The sequence below is a fragment of the Listeria swaminathanii genome (assembly GCF_014229645.1).
GTDB classification, from domain to species: domain Bacteria; phylum Bacillota; class Bacilli; order Lactobacillales; family Listeriaceae; genus Listeria; species Listeria swaminathanii.
In genome coordinates this window covers 156,287-174,834 of record NZ_JAATOD010000004.1, presented here as the reverse complement: position 1 = coordinate 174,834, position 18,548 = coordinate 156,287, and the positions used below count along the sequence as shown (strand labels likewise).

At 38.5% G+C, this 18,548-nt stretch carries 14 protein-coding genes and 1 other RNA gene; 1 reads left to right on the top strand and 14 read right to left on the bottom strand.

Annotated features, from left to right (window positions below; genetic code table 11):
- Positions 1-16: 16 nt before the first annotated feature.
- The 7 genes from HCX62_RS12090 to HCX62_RS12060 form a co-directional block, all read right to left on the bottom strand.
- Positions 17-586, bottom strand: coding sequence for a YdcF family protein (locus tag HCX62_RS12090; RefSeq protein ID WP_185639240.1), 570 nt, complete (start codon positions 584-586; stop codon positions 17-19).
- A 76-nt stretch (positions 587-662) separates the two neighbouring features.
- A complete protein-coding gene (locus HCX62_RS12085; RefSeq protein ID WP_185639239.1) occupies positions 663-1,043 on the bottom strand; it encodes a hypothetical protein in 381 nt (126 codons plus the stop codon).
- 115 nt (positions 1,044-1,158) lie between these two features.
- Positions 1,159-1,528: a transfer-messenger RNA gene (gene ssrA, locus HCX62_RS12080) on the bottom strand.
- A 115-nt stretch (positions 1,529-1,643) separates the two neighbouring features.
- On the bottom strand, positions 1,644-2,705 hold the full coding sequence (locus HCX62_RS12075; protein ID WP_185639238.1) for an internalin N-terminal domain-containing protein: 1,062 nt from the start codon (positions 2,703-2,705) through the stop codon (positions 1,644-1,646).
- 50 nt (positions 2,706-2,755) lie between these two features.
- Positions 2,756-6,688, bottom strand: a complete 3,933-nt coding sequence (locus HCX62_RS12070; RefSeq protein ID WP_185639266.1) for a TIM-barrel domain-containing protein — start codon at positions 6,686-6,688, stop codon at positions 2,756-2,758.
- A gap of 15 nt (positions 6,689-6,703) precedes the next feature.
- On the bottom strand, positions 6,704-7,648 hold the full coding sequence (locus HCX62_RS12065; protein WP_185639237.1) for a lmo2445 family class 3 internalin: 945 nt from the start codon (positions 7,646-7,648) through the stop codon (positions 6,704-6,706).
- 60 nt (positions 7,649-7,708) lie between these two features.
- The gene (locus HCX62_RS12060) at positions 7,709-10,984 is read right to left on the bottom strand and encodes a TIM-barrel domain-containing protein (protein WP_185639236.1); all 3,276 of its coding nucleotides are present in this window, start codon (positions 10,982-10,984) and stop codon (positions 7,709-7,711) included.
- A 378-nt stretch (positions 10,985-11,362) separates the two neighbouring features.
- On the opposite strand from HCX62_RS12060, the gene HCX62_RS12055 reads away from it, so the two are divergent.
- Entirely contained in the window at positions 11,363-12,265 is a 903-nt protein-coding gene (locus tag HCX62_RS12055; protein ID WP_185639235.1) for a helix-turn-helix domain-containing protein, read from the top strand.
- 55 nt (positions 12,266-12,320) lie between these two features.
- On the opposite strand, the gene smpB is transcribed toward HCX62_RS12055, so the two are convergent.
- The 7 genes from smpB to HCX62_RS12020 form a co-directional block, all read right to left on the bottom strand.
- Positions 12,321-12,785, bottom strand: a complete 465-nt coding sequence (smpB, locus tag HCX62_RS12050) for an SsrA-binding protein SmpB (RefSeq protein ID WP_003723350.1) — start codon at positions 12,783-12,785, stop codon at positions 12,321-12,323.
- A gap of 15 nt (positions 12,786-12,800) precedes the next feature.
- Positions 12,801-15,182, bottom strand: a complete 2,382-nt coding sequence (gene rnr / locus HCX62_RS12045; RefSeq protein WP_185639234.1) for a ribonuclease R — start codon at positions 15,180-15,182, stop codon at positions 12,801-12,803.
- A 33-nt stretch (positions 15,183-15,215) separates the two neighbouring features.
- A complete protein-coding gene (locus HCX62_RS12040) occupies positions 15,216-15,962 on the bottom strand; it encodes an alpha/beta hydrolase (RefSeq protein ID WP_185639233.1) in 747 nt (248 codons plus the stop codon).
- Between the two features lie 255 nt (positions 15,963-16,217).
- The gene (gene secG / locus HCX62_RS12035; RefSeq protein ID WP_003727926.1) at positions 16,218-16,451 is read right to left on the bottom strand and encodes a preprotein translocase subunit SecG; all 234 of its coding nucleotides are present in this window, start codon (positions 16,449-16,451) and stop codon (positions 16,218-16,220) included.
- Positions 16,452-16,545: 94 nt separating this feature from the next.
- Positions 16,546-17,289, bottom strand: coding sequence for an alpha/beta hydrolase (locus HCX62_RS12030; protein WP_003732482.1), 744 nt, complete (start codon positions 17,287-17,289; stop codon positions 16,546-16,548).
- A gap of 182 nt (positions 17,290-17,471) precedes the next feature.
- Entirely contained in the window at positions 17,472-18,191 is a 720-nt protein-coding gene (locus HCX62_RS12025) for an alpha/beta fold hydrolase (RefSeq protein WP_008948696.1), read from the bottom strand.
- Between the two features lie 132 nt (positions 18,192-18,323).
- Positions 18,324-18,497, bottom strand: coding sequence for a hypothetical protein (locus tag HCX62_RS12020; protein ID WP_185392420.1), 174 nt, complete (start codon positions 18,495-18,497; stop codon positions 18,324-18,326).
- Positions 18,498-18,548: the final 51 nt, after the last annotated feature.

Genomic DNA, 18,548 nt, shown 5'->3' with positions numbered 1-18,548 from the left:
CAAAATCCCCACCTTCTTATCGATCAAAAACCCATGCATATGTGATTGATAAAGTTTCCCGCATCATTTTCTTATATTTGCCGGCTGATTGTGATTTCGCTGAAAGCCCTGACGCGTCAACACCTTGGCGCTTCGCTAACATTAACGCACGGTACATATGATAATCGCTCGTTACAATCACCGTTTTCCCTAAATTAAATTTCCCCTCACTATATTTAAGATTTTCTTCCGTTCTTGTCGATTTATCTTCCACATTAATCCGACTTCTAGCAATCCCTTGATTTACTAAATATTCTTCCATAACCGATGCTTCCGAGGCACTTTCATCCTCGCCTTGCCCACCGCTAACAATGACCTTCAACGTAGGATTTTCGTTTAAATAAACAACAGCCGTATCCAATCTTTCCTTTAGTACTGACGACGGTTCTGCCGGATCCCCGTTCACTCTCGCACCTAAAATCAGCATAGTATCCGCATCTCCATTCGGTTTTGCCCTCGCCCCACTAAACATAAATGCCGCTACAATTAACAAATATATAAATCCAAATGCGATTAAAATAACAAAAATTTTTCTAAGGCGTATCATCTAGCTCGTCCTCTCTTTAGTCCTTTAATTATAGTTTAGCAGAAGATTGTAAATAAAAGAGAAAGAAATGATCAAGTTAAGGGAAAATAGAAAAACATCCCAAAAAAAGTTTTGGGATGTTCACTTTTGAATTATTAGTCTCTATTAAAAAATACTTATATGCAGCTATTTCCATTTGTCCATTCTGAACTAATTCATTTCCATCTTCATCATATAAAGTATAATCAGATTGTTCGAGGTTACCTAAAGAAGTAGCGCCATCTAGTGCAGATAGCAAAGTAAAACAAATGTCACTTAAAGCTATATCAAGAGCTTTATTTAATTTTTCTTTTTGTTTAGCAGTTAGTTCCATGGTATTTATTTGATTACTAACTTCACTATTTTGATTTTCAAAGTATGCTCTCAATAAATTGTCTTTTTCTTTATGAACGTTTTTTACAAATTCTTCTGTACTCATTGATAGCCTCCCTATAATGTCACTTTGTTTATTTTCATCGTTAACCGTGGAGTTAAATACTGTAAATAAAAAAGCTACAAACAGCTTCATAAAGCCATTCATAACGTTTTTCATTTTATGGAGATGGTGGGAGTCGAACCCACGTCCAGAAATATCGGCACTTAAATATCTACGAGCGTAGTCACCGTATTAGTATTTCGCATAAACATCGGCCCGGTAACAGGCTTCCATTCAGCTAGTCTGATTAAGCTCTTCTATTTAACCCCAGACGGAGATTAACTAGTGTAGCCCACTTAGAGTGAGACCCTTACCGTAGCACATGGGCGATGCACGGAGGATCAGCTATGCTACTGCTTATTAGGCAGCGAAAGCTAGGTTTTGTTTTTCTTTGCCAGTTATTATTGGCTTTGACGTTGATAACGAGGACGATCCCCCCGACTCGCAACTCAAGCTCGAACTATCCCTGTCGAATCCGTAACATCCCCAGAGTTAAAGTCTAACAGTAGTTATTATACAGGAAAAAACGAGGCTTTACAATCAGAAAAAACTTGTGACATAGCCAAATGTGCAACTATTATTTAGCATGTCACAAGTTTTCAATTAATTAATCGTTATTTTTACCGAGTAATTCATAACTTCGCCTTCTTCTACATAAGGCTCTATGCCATTAAAATCAATTCCAATGGTGTATTCGCCTCTATCAAGGCTACTTGTTGGCACAATAATTTGCTTCGTCGCTTCGTCATAATCTACTGCAAACACGTTGTAAATTTCTTGCTCATTTGAATCACGAATCCAAACTTCTTGAAAACCACTAATCCTCCCCAAATCATTCAGTTGCGTATAAGCTGGTAGCGTGATATTTGCATCCTCACCAAAAGCAACATTTTGATCCGGTAAAGTTCCAATTTGACCTAGTACGATTACTTTATCCACAATAGTAGGCGGCAACACATTTAAATAATTATAACTTAAATCCATACTAACCAAACTATCCAAATGAGTAAAATCCGTCATTTCTGTTCTAAATTGGTTCGTTTGAAAATTTACTTTCTGCAAATTTTTCAAGTTTGTAAAATCTGGAACGTCTTCAGAAGTGAGTCCGCAATTGCTCAACAACAAGGTTTCTAGCTTAGGAATATTAGAAAAATCTGGTAAGCCGCCAACGATGGTTCTATTACTAAGATCAAGATACGTTAATTCTGGGTAGTTTTGATAATCGGGTACTGTAATGTTTGCAGATAGTATTTCGGATGTTTGGACCCATTCTGCTCTTAAAGTATCTAATTTCGGCAAGGTTGGTAAATCGGGAAAACCTGTAAACATCGTTTGTGTAGGATAAATCATAATATTATTTACATTGGTAAAATAAGCATTTCCCAGCATTTGTAAATCTTCGTCCGTTAGATAATCGCTAAAATAACCCAATCCTAAAGACGTCACTGCATCTACATCATCTTGCGTGATTACATCTGTTACATCTGTTTTATCAAAGTTTTCCACCATATCTTCTGCTAAATTCTCATCAGGAAAAACATCAATTATTCTGGCTGGTAATGGATATACATCTGTCACACTTGCACTTGCATCTATCGTTTTAAAAGAAACAACTCCGATAATAACGATACTAAATACCAAGAATAGTCTAAATAAATTTTTCATACTATCTCCTCCAATTTATAAAGGACGGGGAAATCCCCGCCCTTCTATTATTATTCTGCAGATGGCATAACTCTTACATTATCAATGTGAATGCTCGTTCCTCCTGGGGAATCCATTTGGAAACTAGTATTAATATTGCCTGTTGTTACTTTGACATCTTTAATTGTTACATAATGCCAAACGTCATCTGCAACTAAGTCAATTGTTTTACCATCGCTGCTATCATAATTATTAACTGTCATTTGTGCTTTTGCTGCATCATCTTTACTTACTTTAACCCATGCTTCGACGTCATAATTCGCATTATTAGACGGAACTGCGATTTGTTGAGCGAGTGTCTGTTTGTAAGCTCCAGGTAAGTAGAAATAAGCGCTCTGTTTACCAAATGCTGGTGATTCTGGAGGATTGACTCCAGAGCCGCTATCAACGCCGTATGCCTTGTCTTGGCCATCAGGATGAGACTCTACCCAATTGGTCGTTGCAGCTGAATCACGCTCAAATCCACCATTATCTAATAGATTTACTTCAGACTGTACTGGTGAATTGATTGGTTCTGCTGAAACAAGAATTCTATCAATATTTACATTACCAGTAGTTTCGCCGTCCATTAGGAATGTGATTTTATTGGTGCCTGCTTTTAGGTTTACTGCTTTTTCTGTATCTGACCAAATATTCCAGTTTTCACCTTCGGAAGGGAAAGTTACGCGAGAATTGTAGTCACCATTTGTGTATAAATCAAGTGTTTGCGGCATGCCAGTTCCATTGGCAGTTCGTGTGTTTAATACGTACTCGCCGTCCGCTGGTACATCCACTTCAAACTTAATTTCATCTCCCGCTGTTCCAAATCCACCAACAAAGCCTGCTCCACTATAGAACCAATGATCATTCGTTACTTTTAAAGTACCGGCAAGATCTGCTTCTTCCGCTTCGACTTTCGCTACGGTTGGTGTGAAGCCGATACTTACTTTGTCTAGTGATACTTGATCAGCTTTATCGCCTGTGTCTGTTACCACTTTATAAGAAATACTATTTTTCCCTGCTGAAAGTGGCAATGCTTCGGACTGAACTGACCAATCGGTGCTTGGTTTTAGCGTTGTTTGTTTTACGTATTCACCATTGACAAAAATACTTAATGCTTGGTTGTCCGAAGAAGCATTTTTGTAAGTTAAGTCAACATTATAATCACCAGAATCTTTTACATTTGCATAGATAGTTGTTCCGGCGCCGTCTTTATCGTAGCCATCCACATACGTTTTTTCAGCAACAGGTTTATCAGCAACTGTATCTGCAAAATTGGATCCTGTTTCCATTTCGTATGTTCCTGTTTGTACGACACTTGCAGAACCTGAAGTTGTAATGACAGTATCGGAACCGGCTTGAGCTGGTACTTTTACGTATGTTACTGCTCCGTAAACATCACTACCTACTGCATATCCGCTACCATCCGCATTTTCTAAAGCAGATAAATCGTCATAAACTTTGCTATCTGCGCCATTTACTTGGACACTTTCAGCGGCATTTCCGTGTAGTTTTACAATGTAATTTTCTGTATCCGCTTTATAACTTCCTTCTTTCGCACCAATCGTGAAAGTACTAGTATCAGCTGTTTTTGAAGTAGTCATTTTTTGTTTTAAATAGGTATCTTTTTCGTAATCAAAAGATTTTCCGTCATCATCATAATGTGTAAATGATGTCTCTTTATCTGATGCAAAAGTATCTAAATAAATTGTTTTGACTGCTGTTTCACCAACATAGTTTTGTGGTTGTTGCATCGGCATGATTGCACCTTGTTTCACAAACATTGGCACATCTGTCCAGTCGTCATCATTCACTTCATAATTGATTGTTTGATTTCCTTCGTATACATCTCCGCGGTTGTAGTCAATCCATGTTCCTGCTGGTAAATAAATATCACGAGAACCAGCTCCTTCTTCTAAAACAGGCGCGGCAAGTAATCCGTCCCCAAACATCCACTCATCTGTTAAATTAACCACATTTTCATCAGTTGGATTATCAAAAGTAAGTGGTTGAACTAGACCAACACCAGAGTCATATGCTTGACGTTCATAGGCATACATATAAGGAATCATTGAATAGCGCCAAGTCATGCTACTTTTAGCTACTTCTTCCGCTGTGCCACCATAGAACCAAGGTTGACGTTGTTGATTTTGATTACCATGCGTACGGAAAACTGGAACTAACGAACTAAATTCCATCCAACGACTATAAAGTTCTGGGTCTGGATTTAACACTTGACCTGAATTTGCGTTGAAACCACCTGTATCCATGCCCCATTTCGTCTGCCCTAAATTAATAGTCGAAAGCATTGTACTAGGTTGTTCTTGCATCCCATTTGCCCAGTCAATAACTTCTCCTTTTTTCCACTGAACGCCGATATCACCGGACCAAGTAGAAGTAGAATAACGCTGTGCTCCTGGATAGAAGGTTCTTCCTGTTTGCCAAACACGTTCATTTGTATAGTCGCGTTGACCCTCATACATAGCTTCTGAAGTAAATCCAGTTGTGAAATTACCAAACCAATAATCTGCTCCATTAGAAGATACTTTGTCAGTCTCATCATTCCACCAACCAACAATCCCTTTATCTAGCGCATCCTCAGAATGTGACCACCACCAATTACGTTCATCTTCATTGTATGGGTCAATACTTCTAACCGTTACAGGGAATGCATAATCTTCATATGCAGATTGCCCTGGATACCAGTAGCCATTTGCTTCTGCATCTTTCCCTTGTTGCGTTGCTGTTCCATCTTCTAAATTAGTTACAACACGAGGTTTTGTAATCCCAATCATTTTTACACCTAGTGCATCCATATCTGATTTTAATGTCGTGTCTTTTGCTGATGGGAAGTTTTCTGTATTCCAAGCAAACTCACCATAATCACCACCATACGTAGGATCTCCGTAGAATTTCCAATCATAATCAAATGCAAAAGAATCAATCGGAATCCCTTTCGCACGATACGTATTAATGTTTTCTCTAAATTCAGCTTCGTTTGTTCCCCACTCAAAGTTAGAGAATCCAAGTGACCATTTTGGCATCATTGGTGTATGTCCAGTTACATCAGCATAAGAAGACATAATTTCTTCTGGCTCACCAGACATTAAATACATCTCTACATTTTCTTTCACGTAGCGACGACCTTCAACAACTGTATCACCATAATAAAACTCCAATTTTTCTTCATCTGAAACAGAGTACGGATACCCGCCATCACTATCTACAAGTAAGCCATATCCCGCTGTAGACCACATAAATGGACCACCTGCATTACCTTGTTGTCCCGCTTGAGCAGTCTTATTACTATCTGCCGCAGTATCATCACGTTCCATTCCAAGGTCTCCGTCACTAAAACTAATTCCATATGCACCGTAAACATGGTCAGAAGCGCCACGCTTAAATCTAACTCCACCATCGAAAATCCCGCCATCCGCTGATTCAGATAATAACGTTTTTCCATTTTTATCTTTAAAAGTCATTCGCGCTGGCTCTTTAGCAATTTCAAGTGTGCATTCGTCTGTTGAAATAATCATTGGATCTGATTCTAAATCAATGGTTGCACCAATCGCTGTGAACGTTGCGTTCGGATCAATCATAGGTGTGGATTCACTGTTTTCGATATTTCGCGGACGTAAATTCACTTTGAGCAAATTATTCGCTAGCGGGGAAATTTCCAAGTAATCATCTTCCGCTTCATCCCCGTTATCAATTTTAAGCGTAATGACATTGTCTGTCACCGTTGCTTCAAGGACATTTCCAAGCCCTTCTTCCGCACTTAATTTCGCATATTCTTCTTTACTAAGTTGCTTGGCAGTCTCTGTATTTGCTTTTTTTTGAGTCTCTTTTTTCTTCGTTTCTTCCGCTTTCACTTCCACTTGTAGTGGCTGAGTTATCCCTAAATTCAGCCAAACTAGTGGTACAACAGCTAAACTGACACAAACTTGCTTCATACCTTTTTTCATCATCTCGCCCCTTTTTTATTCCGTAATAGTTACTGGGAAATCATACCAACCTGTATATTCTCCAGAGTTATAACCTAATGAAATTTCTAGCAAATGCTCTCCCGGTTGTAAGCCAGCTGTTTCAATAGTGTACATGTACGAGCCATCATAGGTCGGATAAGCTGGTTCATAAAGCGTTCTGCCATTGTCCTTGATAATAATTAAATTTCCACTACTTGGCGCAATAAAATCTAATGCTTGGTAAATAAAAGGAACAAAAACTTCTAAATTTTCTCCTTGTTTAATCGTTGTTTTAGGATAAGTCGCTGTCTGTTCATCAAAAGAATGCGTGCTTAATTGTTGTGATAGAAAGATATCTTCTGGAATAGAAATTAAGTGATTCCCTCGAAGAAGTAATTTATCTAAGTTAGGCATATTCATCCAAATATCTTTCGCCACATAGCCAGACAATCCCGCTTGCTCCATGTTAATGCTTACTAGCCCCTCCATTCCAACAAACTTAGGAATATTAAAGCCAAAATTATTTTGACTCAAATCAACATTGGTTAAATTAGGATAGCTTGCATCTGGAAAAGCAGTAATGCTCGCTCCATTTGCTTGAATATTTTCTAAAGCAGGAAGCGCATCTGATAAATCAGGCATTGCTCCAATAGTATTACTCCAAATCGCTAATTCAACCGCATTTGGAAACACTTCATTGTTTAGTACGCTTAAATCTTCCCCCGTTAAATCTAACCCAGGTAAAGGAATAACCGTAATTGTGTCTAAATCTGCTTGCGTAATCGTATCATTGACAGAATCTTTATCTAGTTCTTCCGCAAATGCCTCCGCTATCGCTTCCACTGGAAATGCTTCAATAATAGGCGCTGGCAACGGAACTGTATCCGCTTGTGCTTTTATCGTTGGTGCAAATAAAATACAACAAATTGCAATAAACGTTAGTCCAATTATTTTCTTCATTCATTTCTAGCTCCTTTACTATAACCGCCCTTTTCATCCATAAAAAGGGCGGCTAATATTTTATTTCTTAATAACTACATGGTCAAAATTAATTCCTGCTGTATCATCTGCTTCAAAATCAAATACGACTTGGTTATTGCCAGCTTGCAAGGTTACTGGAACTTCTACTGTGCCCCAAGTATCCCAATCAGCTGTTTTCGGTAAAGTGATTTGTTGTTTTTTACCGTTTATATATACCGTTCTTGTTGCATCTTCTACTCCCGCACTGTAGCGAACTTCCATTGTATAATCGGAAGCGCCGTCCACTGCATCGATATCAAATTCTACCGCTTCTTTTTCTGCGTCAAAGCCAGCTACAAAACCAGTACCAGTGTATCCAGCATGATCACTTGCAGTAGTTACATTAGTTAAATGAGCAAATTCAGCTTCATATGGAGCATGATTTACGCCATTTAATACGATTGCTTGTTTAGTATCTTTTGTTGCCGCTTTTACATACGTCAAGTTTTGTACAGTATCATAGTAATAACCAGTCGTTGCTTCGTTAAATGCATCCAGCGTATCCGCTTTTGCTACATCCGCCCCGTCAATTGTTACACTTGTTGGTTCTGTACTGAAAACTTGCATCGTTGTTTCGTCAGCCATTGCTGGAAGGTTCACTGTTACTTTTTCATTCGCAAAGTCTTCAGAAACACTAATATCACGCATTTCTCCGCCATTTACATCATCATAGAAACTATATTCGCTATCTCCAGATGGATAAACTCGGAATGTTAAATTTTCATAGGATTTTAAATCGTTTCCGACATTTTGGCCAAGTTGGTAGCCATCTGTCATGTTCATCGGAATAATCGCACCAGCTTTTGCAAATACAGGAAGCGTATCTACATCGGCATAATAAGAAATTGTTTCGCCGCCTGGGTGAATTCCGCCGTTCCAAAGATCAACCCATTCGCCTTCTGGTAAATAAACTTCTTTTTCTGTTTGGCCTTCTTGAACGATTGGCGCTACAAGTAAATCATCACCAAACATATACTGCTCATCCAAATCACGTGTATTGACATCTTCCGGATAATCCATTGCCATTTGGCGCATCATTGATTTTCCGTTGTCTGCAGTGTCTTTTGCCGCAGTATAAATATATGGAAGTAAATTCATTCGTGTATACAAATATTTTTGGAACGTTGGTAAAATCGTTTCGTCACCTGTTCTAGCTACTGCATTCCAAGGTGAACGTTCTTCACTTGGCGATGGATCTGATTTTTCCGAGTGGAATTGCATAATCGGTGCAAAAGCTGCCATAGCTGTTGCGCGTTTATATAGTTCCGCTGTTGGATAATCTCCCGTAAATCCAGCCATATCCCATGCCCAATACGAAACACCGGATGTAGAAGCACTAAGTCCAGCTTTTACTGATGCTTGGAAAGAATCAAATGTGGAAGTTTGATCTCCAGACCAGTAAATGCCTGATTTTTGCGCACCAGAAGTTCCTGAACGACTAAATGAAACTGCTTCTGGATTAATACTTTTTGCAAAATCAAAATAACTAGAAACATAATCAGTTGGATAACGGTTTCTCATTTCTTGTCCTTTTTCGCCGTTAGAGAAGGTTGTATCACGTCCCCAAACCATCTCGCCACCATCTGTTTTAAATCCATCAATCCCTACATCTGTTAATAAATACTCACGTTGCGACGTCCACCAATCTACAGCATCTTTGTTAGTGAAGTCTAGTAATATCCCATTTCCAAACCACTGAGATGCCGGAACTCGGTAAGGCGCCCCTGTTCCATCGTCCGCACTATACCCTTGGCTTATCATGTATGCTTCATCATTATCTCTTTGTTCATATACTGTGTTGTCATCTTTTAATACTGGAACTTGCCATAGAACGATATTCATACCTGCATCATGAACGCTATCCACCATTGCTTTAGGATCTGTCCATTTCCCGTTGAAAGTAAAATCGTCATAACTGAATGCTTCCCCATTTTTCTTCGCTGTATAGGTCGCATTGTTCCAAATATAGTATGTTTCTTCATCACTCCATTGTTCTAATACAAAGCCTGTTGCTGGAATATCATTTGCTTCGGCATTAGAAAGTGCAGAACTTACATCAGACTCTCTATCCCACTCATTCGCTGACATCCAAAGCCCGAAAGCCCATTTTGGCAACAAAGTCGTTTTCCCTGTTATGTCTGTGTAATTATTCACAATATCATTTTGATCTTTCCCACTAATAACATAGTAATCAAGCATATTCGTCATAGTTCCATCATTGTCCAACACAAAGCTATATTTGTCTTCTACTTTAGAAGCCATTTGGAACTGTGAATGAAAATCGGAATTAACGAACATCCCGTATTTATTAGCACTTACGAAAAATGGTACTGCTAAGTATGTTCTTTCTTGCTGTGCTTGGTCTTGATACTCGTTGTATACGTATGTTTCCACATCTTTACCGCGTTGGTTAATTGTGTCATAACGCTCACCAAAACCATAAAAAGCTTCATCGCTCGGTGTCATAAAGTTGTTTTGGTACTGATTAATAACATTTTTACCATCTGTTAACCAACCTAAGCTATTCGCTGTTGTATACTCACTTGTAAGCAAAGTCCCGTCTGCTTGATAAACTTCCATCCGGTAAGGTGATTTTTGGATTTCTACGCGTAAATCTTCTGTTGTTACAGTAACTTTTTCTGCTGTATCATCAACTGTATAGCCAGTTTTCCCAGCGTGTCCTGTTTCTTTACCAGTTGGTGAAAGTTCTAGGCGAAGTGTATCCAAATCTTCAAATGAAAGATATAACTTCGGAGTAAAGTTCCCAGCAGTCGCTGTCATATTTAATGTAATTGAATCGCCATTATCCACTACGCTGCTCACATCTTGCACGTATTCCCAGTCAGTTACATAAAACGTAAACGGACCGCTTTCGTAAGCTGTTCCTCCATTAGTCGCACCTTTTGTTGTATAAGTAATTTCATCGCCTTTTTCGAATTTCCCTAAATCTGCTTTCCAGTACGTGTTGTTGCCACTGTTGTAATCGTAGGCAGCTGTTACATCTTCTTGTGCGACTCCATTCTTAGTCCACTCTACCCAAACTTTTTGTCCATCTTCAATCGGCCAAGTGGTGATATTTAAAATAACATCGTCGCCAGCTTTCGGATCTCTAGGTGAACGTTCTGTCGGCTGAACCGTATATAAATCATCATCCCCATACGGTGAGTGATATTCCCCGTCCATCGCGAAAACATTTGTCCCAAACCCGCTTAAACAGCTAAATATCAGTATCCCAAGAATAAAAACCAAACTACCTTTTCTTGCTCTTCGCTTCATCTCACTTTCCTCCCTTAAGTACCTTTTGTTAACACACATTACTTTTGATACATTATTTTGCAAAATTATTAATTTTAGAATATCTATATTGTGCAAGCGGTAACATAATGTTATAATTTTTTCACAGATAAACTAAAATCGTTCATATTATTACTAATTTCGCAAAAAAACGCAATTATGCTAAACCACCCTTTCTGGAAAAACAATAATTGCGCTTATCAGAAGACCTTGCTTAAACTACTTTAGAATAACCAATTAACACTTGTTAAAAAAGTTAACATGTCTTCTCCCTCCTTTTTCATCTATACAGAAATTCTAACCTACACGACTTACATAAAATCAAAATACATCAAATTTGAACAAATGGAGCTGTGTTTTATGCAAACTGTTGGTGATACGTTAAAATTCATTCGAAAAAGTAAAAATCTCACGCAACAAGAAGCTTGTACAGATGCACTTAGTCGTTCTAATTATCAAAAGATCGAAAACAACAAAATCACACCTAGTATGGACCGATTTATTCAACTTTTACTGAATTTCAATATGACTTTAGAGGAATTTGAATTTGTGAAACGGGATTTTACGCCCTCGCCAAAAGAAAATATCCTTTATTTATACTCCAAGATTATTACTTCTTCTGAAACAGATATTTTACTCGATGTTATTTCCAAATGCGACGATTATTTAGCGAACCATACGGATACGTTTATTTCCGATATTAAAGCTTCTTTGGAAGGAATTTTATTAGTCGAAAGTGAACATAATTTTGAACTTGCTAGAGAGAAAGTCACGTATATTTGGGAAAGACTTTCGAAAGCTGATGAATTATTTTGGAATGATATTTTGATTTTAAGAAATATCTTTTTTATCTTTGAAAATGAAACAGCTCAGCATATCGTTAACCGCTTGATTAAACAATTGAAAAAATATCGCTATTTGCATCCGACCCTTCCGATTGAAATTTCACTTCATGTTAATCGGGCAACTTATTTAATCCTCGACGAAAAATACGAGCTGGCTTTACATTATATTGAACAATCTATCAAAATCGCGAAACATAACCACTATTATCTGCAATTTTGTATGGCGATTGCGAAGAAAGGCATTGTTCTTTATAAACTAGGGCAAGAACAGGATGGCAAACGTTTTATGCAACGAGCGCTTCGGGTCGCCAAATTTCTTGAAGAAGAACGCATACTTAACGGCATTAAAAATGAAATTGCTTACTTTCTTCCTGATGACAATCTCGCTTTAAATGAATGTATAAAAATCGACCTATAAAAAAAGCCTAAATCTAGCTTCTTCAACGTTTGGTTGAATGACTAGATTTAGGTTTTTATTGTTGGCGCTCTTTAAAGGCGCGTTCGATATCACGTTTTGCTTCTTTTTGTTTTAAGTCTTGGCGTTTATCGTATTTCTTTTTACCTCGAGCTACACCGATGAGTACTTTTGCGTAGCCATCTTTAATATACATTTTTAGTGGAACAATCGAATAACCGGACTCTTTCGTTTCTCCAATTAAACGGCTGATTTGCTTCTTATGTAAAAGCAATTTGCGCGTTCTTAGTGGATCATGATTGTAGCGGTTCCCTTGTTCATAAGGACTAATATGCATATTGTGTAAGAAAATTTCCCCTTTGTCGATACGTGCATAGGAATCTTTTAAGTTTACCCGCGCATTTCTAACGGATTTAATTTCAGTACCTTGCAGGACAATGCCAGCCTCAAAAGTTTCTTCAATTGCGTAATCGTGGCGCGCTTTTTTATTTTGCGCGACTAGTTTACCATCACCTTTTGGCATAACTCCCCATCCTTTCTAGCGACGTTTTTTCTTCTTCGGGCTTTCTTTTGCTACACCTTGATAAAAAGGCTTTTTCTTCTTTTTCTTTTTAGGTTTTGTATACCATTCGTCTTCTTTGCGTTCTGTTTTTTGTTTCACGTCTTCTGATTTACCAGTTCTGCGCTTATTACGATTATTTTTTGAGCCACTCTTGAAGTTTCTCGTTTTATCCATCGGTTTTTCACGTTGGCGTTTTTGTTTATCGCTCACTGGACCTGGTTTACCTTCACTACGAAGCGCAAAATCAATTTCACGCGCATCCACATCGACTTTCGTTACTTCTACTTCCACTTCATCACCGATACGATAAATTTGGCCTGTTCTTTCGCCAATCATCGCTAACTGATTTTGGTGAAATTTGAAGTAATCGCCTTTCATTGCGCTCACATGGACTAAACCTTCAATCGTTGTCGGCAGTTCGATAAATAAACCAAAATTGGTTACAGAACTAATGATTCCGATGAAACGTTCGCCCACTTTGTCGACCATGAATTCTGTTTTCTTCAGTTCGTCAGTTTCGCGTTCTGCTTCTACAGCACGACGCTCCATTTTTGAGCTATGTTCAGCAATCTCAGGAAGCTCCTCAGCACGTTTTTCTAGCGTTTCCGGACGAACATCACCGTTGATTAAATACTCTCTAATCAGCCTATGAACGATTAAATCCGGGTAACGACGAATTGGTGAAGTAAAATGTGTATAAAAATCAGTGGACAAGCCAAAGTGTCCGGCGCTCACTGTATCGTACTTTGCTTGTTGCATCGAACGAAGCATAACCGTCGAAACAACCATCTCTTCGGGCTTACCTTTTACTTCTTCTAGTACTTGTTGTAAAGCCGCTGGGTGAATATCATTAGCAGTCCCTTTGACAATCAAACCAAAATTGGTAATAAATTCAAAGAACCGCGCTAACTTGTCTTCTTTTGGATCTTCATGGATACGATAGATAAATGGTACATCCATCCAGTGGAAATGTTCTGCAACAGTTTCATTCGCAGCAAGCATAAATTCTTCAATTAAATGCTCTCCCGCTGAACGTTCGCGCATAACGACCGCTTCTGGATGCCCGTCTTCATCAACCACCACACGAGCTTCTTTAAAATCAAAATCAATCGCGCCACGTTTTTCACGTTTACGACGAAGCGTTTCTGCTAAATTTTGCATTGCTTCAAGCATCGGAACAATCGGCGCATATTTTTCACGTAAAGCTTCGTCATTTTCAACTAAAATATCATTTACGTCTGTATAAGTCATCCGTTCCGTTGTTTTAATAATGCTCTCGAAAATTTCATGATTAACAACATGACCATCTTCATCAATTTCCATTTCACAACTCATTGTAAAACGGTCTACTTTTGGATTAAGCGAACAAATACCATTCGATAGTTTATGCGGCAACATCGGAATTACCCGGTCAACCAAATAAACACTCGTTCCACGCTCTTGCGCTTCGATATCAAGTGGCGAGCCTTCTGTCACATAATGCGTTACATCCGCAATATGAACACCCAGTTTCCAGTTGCCATTCGGAAGTTGTTTCACCGTAACAGCATCATCTAAATCTTTGGCATCAGCCCCGTCAATCGTAATAATCATTTGGTCGCGCAAATCGCGGCGATTCCCAATATCCGAACTATCAACTACATCTGGTGCTTTACTTACTTGCTCCATTACTTCTTCTGGGAAACCAATCGAAATACCATGCTTATGAATAATCGATAAAATATCCACTCCCGGGTCATTACGGTGCCCAATAATTGACTTAACAACACCTCGAGCACGAGTATTTCCCGTTGCATATTCCGTTAATTCAACGATAACCTTATGCCCGTCTACCGGTTTTAAGCCATCTTCTAAATCGATTTCTACTTCACCAAAAAGACGTTTATCATCTGGCATCACAATCGGAATACCTGCTAAATCTTCCATATAAGTTCCAACAATTTGCGTTGTCTTCCGTTCGACAATTTTCTTAATCGTACCCTCTGCCAAATTATCGCCTTTACGTTTCGTAATTGTTGCAAAAACTAAGTCACCGTTCATTGCATCCTTTACTTCATTTGGCGGGATAAAAATATCGTCCATTTCTTTTTCTTCCGGGAGAACAAAGCCAAAACCTCGTTCGTGCGCGCGAAACGTTCCTTTTACTAAGTCCATTTTTTCTGGTAATGCATACCGATTCTTCCTTGAGCGGACAATAGTTCCGGAATCTTCCAGTTTCACTAACGCTTTCACCATTAATTTAAAAGCATCCGCATTATTTAAAGCTATTTCTATTTCCAAATCTTCTAGCGCAAATGTTTTATCAGGCGCTGAAGTTAATAGATTCATAATTTTTTCTTCCATTTGTTTTTGTTCCACTTCTGTCCCTCCTCTCTCTGTTTTAAAAATTGTTTATTCTTGCCAATCTAAACCATCTAAAAATGTTAAAATGGCTTGGTTTACTTCTTTTCGTTCTTTGTCTAATGTGATGACATGCCCTGATTCTTTAAACCAGTGTAACTCTTTTTTCGTTGACTCTACTGTATCATAAATCAGCTGTGCTCCGCTGACATCAACCATATCATCTTTTTCACCTTGAACGACCATTATTGGCGCATAAATCATATCTATTTCAGCCACAACGCCATTAATTTCATCTTTTAGCTTAGCGATGGTGTTCATTGGCGCATCTTTGTAGGCGATCATTTCTGCATCGATTTGTTCAGGTGTTTTACCTTCTAATTTTTTATAATTACGCACATAATCTAAAAAGCCTTGGATTATTGGCGATGAGCTGTCCATTCTTGTTGGAGTACTCATGGCTATAATTCCCTTTAACGGCCTAGAAAAACCTAATTTCAGTGAAAAAAGTCCACCTAGCGAAAGTCCCGCCACAGCGATTTCAGTGTAACCGAGTGATTTTAGATGATCATAAGCTTCAAGAACGTCTTCCCACCAGTCGTTTGGTCCTGTTTTTAGTAGTAGGTCTGGGGATACACCGTGGCCTCTGTATTGGGGCGCATAGCAAGTGTAATTGTTTTCTTGTAAAAACCTACCTAAAATCCTTACGTCTGCTGAGCTGCCTGTGAAACCGTGTAGAAGAAGGACTGCTCGTTTACTTTTTTCGAATAAGAATGGTTGTGGTGGTGTTATTTTCATAGTGAATATCGCTCCTTGGTTCTTTTTGGAGGTTTGGTTGGTCTTTGGTGGGTGTTATATTTGTTGAAGTTCTAGGGGTTGGGTTAATATGAATACTTTGCTCTCCCCTTTTTGGGTTGTTCGTCCACTTTTTTCAATGGAAACAACGCTCCACTTTGTTACGCCTTGTATTGGAGTTCTAGGGAAGCGGACTACGCTTCTTTAGAACTCCAACAAAAAACCACCTAAATTTTCATTCAGGTGGTTAACATCTCGTTACTGTACAAAATATGCCAGTGCAATTAGTATTGCGAAGAAAACAACGGATAGAACGATGGTAGTGCGATGTAGAATAAGTTCTAGTCCTCTTGCTTTTTGCTTACCGAATAATTGCTCAGCTCCACCAGAGATGGCGCCGGATAAGCCAGCACTTTTACCTGGTTGAAGTATGATAACTGTAATTAACAGTACTGATACGATGATGAGTAAGACCGTTAAAACTGTACTCATTGTTCTTTCCTCCTAAAACCGCCCAATTTGACTAAGGTTAATTTTACCATATTTGTGATTATACGTAAAGGTTTGTTTCCATAGAATGAATGGATTAAACGACTTTTTCCTCAAGCCAAACTAAATCGTCTAAGAAGTAAATTAAGTCTTCTTCTAAAATGTCTTTCTCACAGTCGTTCACGATATCATGTCCTGATCCTGCATAGAAACATAATTGTTTGTCATTTGTATGAATGTGTTTAAAGATGTAATTGGCATTGTCTGCATCGATTTCTTCATCTTGGCAGCCTTGACCAATCATGGTTGGTACATGGATTTTTTCAATGTCGCGCGCTACGTTTTTGTAGAAAGTAGCACGAGCTTCCGTCATTACATCAATTTCAGGAAGATAGTTTTTTAACATTTGATCTGCTTCTTGTTCTACTATACCTTGTTTCTTTAATTGTTTAGTTAAATAGTTTTCGATCGGGATATAGCGCATTTTGCGGTTTACGTTGGCGCATAGTGGAACAATCGCTTTTGGTGAAAACGATTCTGCCATTTTAAGCGCAAAAACTCCGCCCATTGCCACACCGACAATTGCAATTTCATCATACCCGTCTTTTTCAAGTTGACGATATCCAGCCACCGCATCTTCGTACCACATTTCCGGTGTTGTTTTCAAGAAAATAGCGGGTTCATCCCCGTGGCCTCTGAAGTTTGGTGCATGTACTGTGTATCCATTTTCTGCTAGAATTTCTCCAAGTTCTCTTACGTCTTCTGTAGTCCCTGCAAAGCCATGCAAGAGCAAAACAGCACGATTTCCCGCTTTTAACGTAAAGCTACGATCCGCACTCATTTTTACGCAATCCTCCTAATATCATCACTTTTATAATCCACTCTATTGTAGCCCATCTGAACTAAATAAGCTACCTTTTGAGTTCTGACCAATAGACCAATATTAACGCTATCCGAGGAACTTGTCAAACACTTTTTTCGCGAACCTCAAACACGTTGATACCAAAGGGTTTTTAGGGGATTTTATTTGTGAATTTCTGCGCTTAAATTAGAAAAGAAACTATGAATTAATTGTAACAATTGTTTTGGCTTTTGCCGTGGTAAATAATGAAGTCCATTCCTTACAATGACCATTTCACCGTGTTGAACAGAATGCACCATTTTCCTAGTATCTTTGGAAGATATTAAATCATATTCCCCCACGACTGCTAAAAGTGGCGCACTTATTTTTTGTAAATCCGCTTCTGACATATGCGGATGATAAATCGTTAAAGCAAGCTGCCGTTTCATCCGCTCAAAAAAGCGACTAAATGGCGCTAAAAGAAATGCAGCCCCGTAAGCAACTCGGCAAAACAAGTCTGGTAAAAATCGAATTTGATTTACATGATAATTCGTCCCAATAACAACGGATGCGATTTGACGGTTTGGCTGCATTTTACCCATTACGAGAGCAACAATACCGCCGTCGCTATATCCGATAACTTTATATTTATCAATTTTCAAATAATCAAGTAATGAAAGCATATCTAGCGCCATTACTTCAAAATCAAGCGGTCTATTTCCAGCTTCACTTTTTCCGTGTGCGCGGCTATCTACGGCGATTACCTGATGATTAGTAGAGAGGTCATCAATCATACGCTTTAAAGAACGATGATTTTGACCATTTCCGTGAATAAGCAAGATTGGTTCGCCCTTACCGATTATTTGATAAAACAAGTTAATTCCATTGATTTCTGCAATCATCACGCATCACTCCTTGCTGAAAACATTTTCTACCTTTATTTTACACCTGATTATACTTAATTTCCTCTAAAAAAGCTTCCATTTAAATGAAAATACGCCTGATTCTTTGAAAGCTAGAATCAGGCGCACGGTTTATTTCATGAGTCTCCGGTGGAATTGTTGTTGCGGCATATCTGCATTAATAATTTTCTTTTGTACAGAATGCTTTTCCGCTAAGGGGTGGTTTTTTTCATGCACCACAGCGTCTTTGATTTTTGGAGTTTCGAGCACTTTTGAGGCCTGACTATTTTTCACTTTCATCAGCATTACCTCCTCTTCCAAATCATTACCCCACTTGTTATTTTTAAAACAGAAAAA

What these genes read in the sequence shown, in the direction of transcription:
- HCX62_RS12090 (WP_185639240.1), bottom strand. Translation starts at nt 586, where the DNA reads ATGATACGCCTTAGAAAAATTTTTGTTATTTTAATCGCATTTGGATTT.
- HCX62_RS12085 (WP_185639239.1), bottom strand. Translation starts at nt 1,043, where the DNA reads ATGAGTACAGAAGAATTTGTAAAAAACGTTCATAAAGAAAAAGACAAT.
- HCX62_RS12075 (WP_185639238.1), bottom strand. Translation starts at nt 2,705, where the DNA reads ATGAAAAATTTATTTAGACTATTCTTGGTATTTAGTATCGTTATTATC.
- HCX62_RS12070 (WP_185639266.1), bottom strand. Translation starts at nt 6,688, where the DNA reads ATGAAAAAAGGTATGAAGCAAGTTTGTGTCAGTTTAGCTGTTGTACCA.
- HCX62_RS12065 (WP_185639237.1), bottom strand. Translation starts at nt 7,648, where the DNA reads ATGAAGAAAATAATTGGACTAACGTTTATTGCAATTTGTTGTATTTTA.
- HCX62_RS12060 (WP_185639236.1), bottom strand. Translation starts at nt 10,984, where the DNA reads ATGAAGCGAAGAGCAAGAAAAGGTAGTTTGGTTTTTATTCTTGGGATA.
- HCX62_RS12055 (WP_185639235.1), top strand. Translation starts at nt 11,363, where the DNA reads ATGCAAACTGTTGGTGATACGTTAAAATTCATTCGAAAAAGTAAAAAT.
- smpB (WP_003723350.1), bottom strand. Translation starts at nt 12,785, where the DNA reads ATGCCAAAAGGTGATGGTAAACTAGTCGCGCAAAATAAAAAAGCGCGC.
- HCX62_RS12040 (WP_185639233.1), bottom strand. Translation starts at nt 15,962, where the DNA reads ATGAAAATAACACCACCACAACCATTCTTATTCGAAAAAAGTAAACGA.
- secG (WP_003727926.1), bottom strand. Translation starts at nt 16,451, where the DNA reads ATGAGTACAGTTTTAACGGTCTTACTCATCATCGTATCAGTACTGTTA.
- HCX62_RS12030 (WP_003732482.1), bottom strand. Translation starts at nt 17,289, where the DNA reads ATGAGTGCGGATCGTAGCTTTACGTTAAAAGCGGGAAATCGTGCTGTT.
- HCX62_RS12025 (WP_008948696.1), bottom strand. Translation starts at nt 18,191, where the DNA reads ATGATTGCAGAAATCAATGGAATTAACTTGTTTTATCAAATAATCGGT.
- HCX62_RS12020 (WP_185392420.1), bottom strand. Translation starts at nt 18,497, where the DNA reads ATGCTGATGAAAGTGAAAAATAGTCAGGCCTCAAAAGTGCTCGAAACT.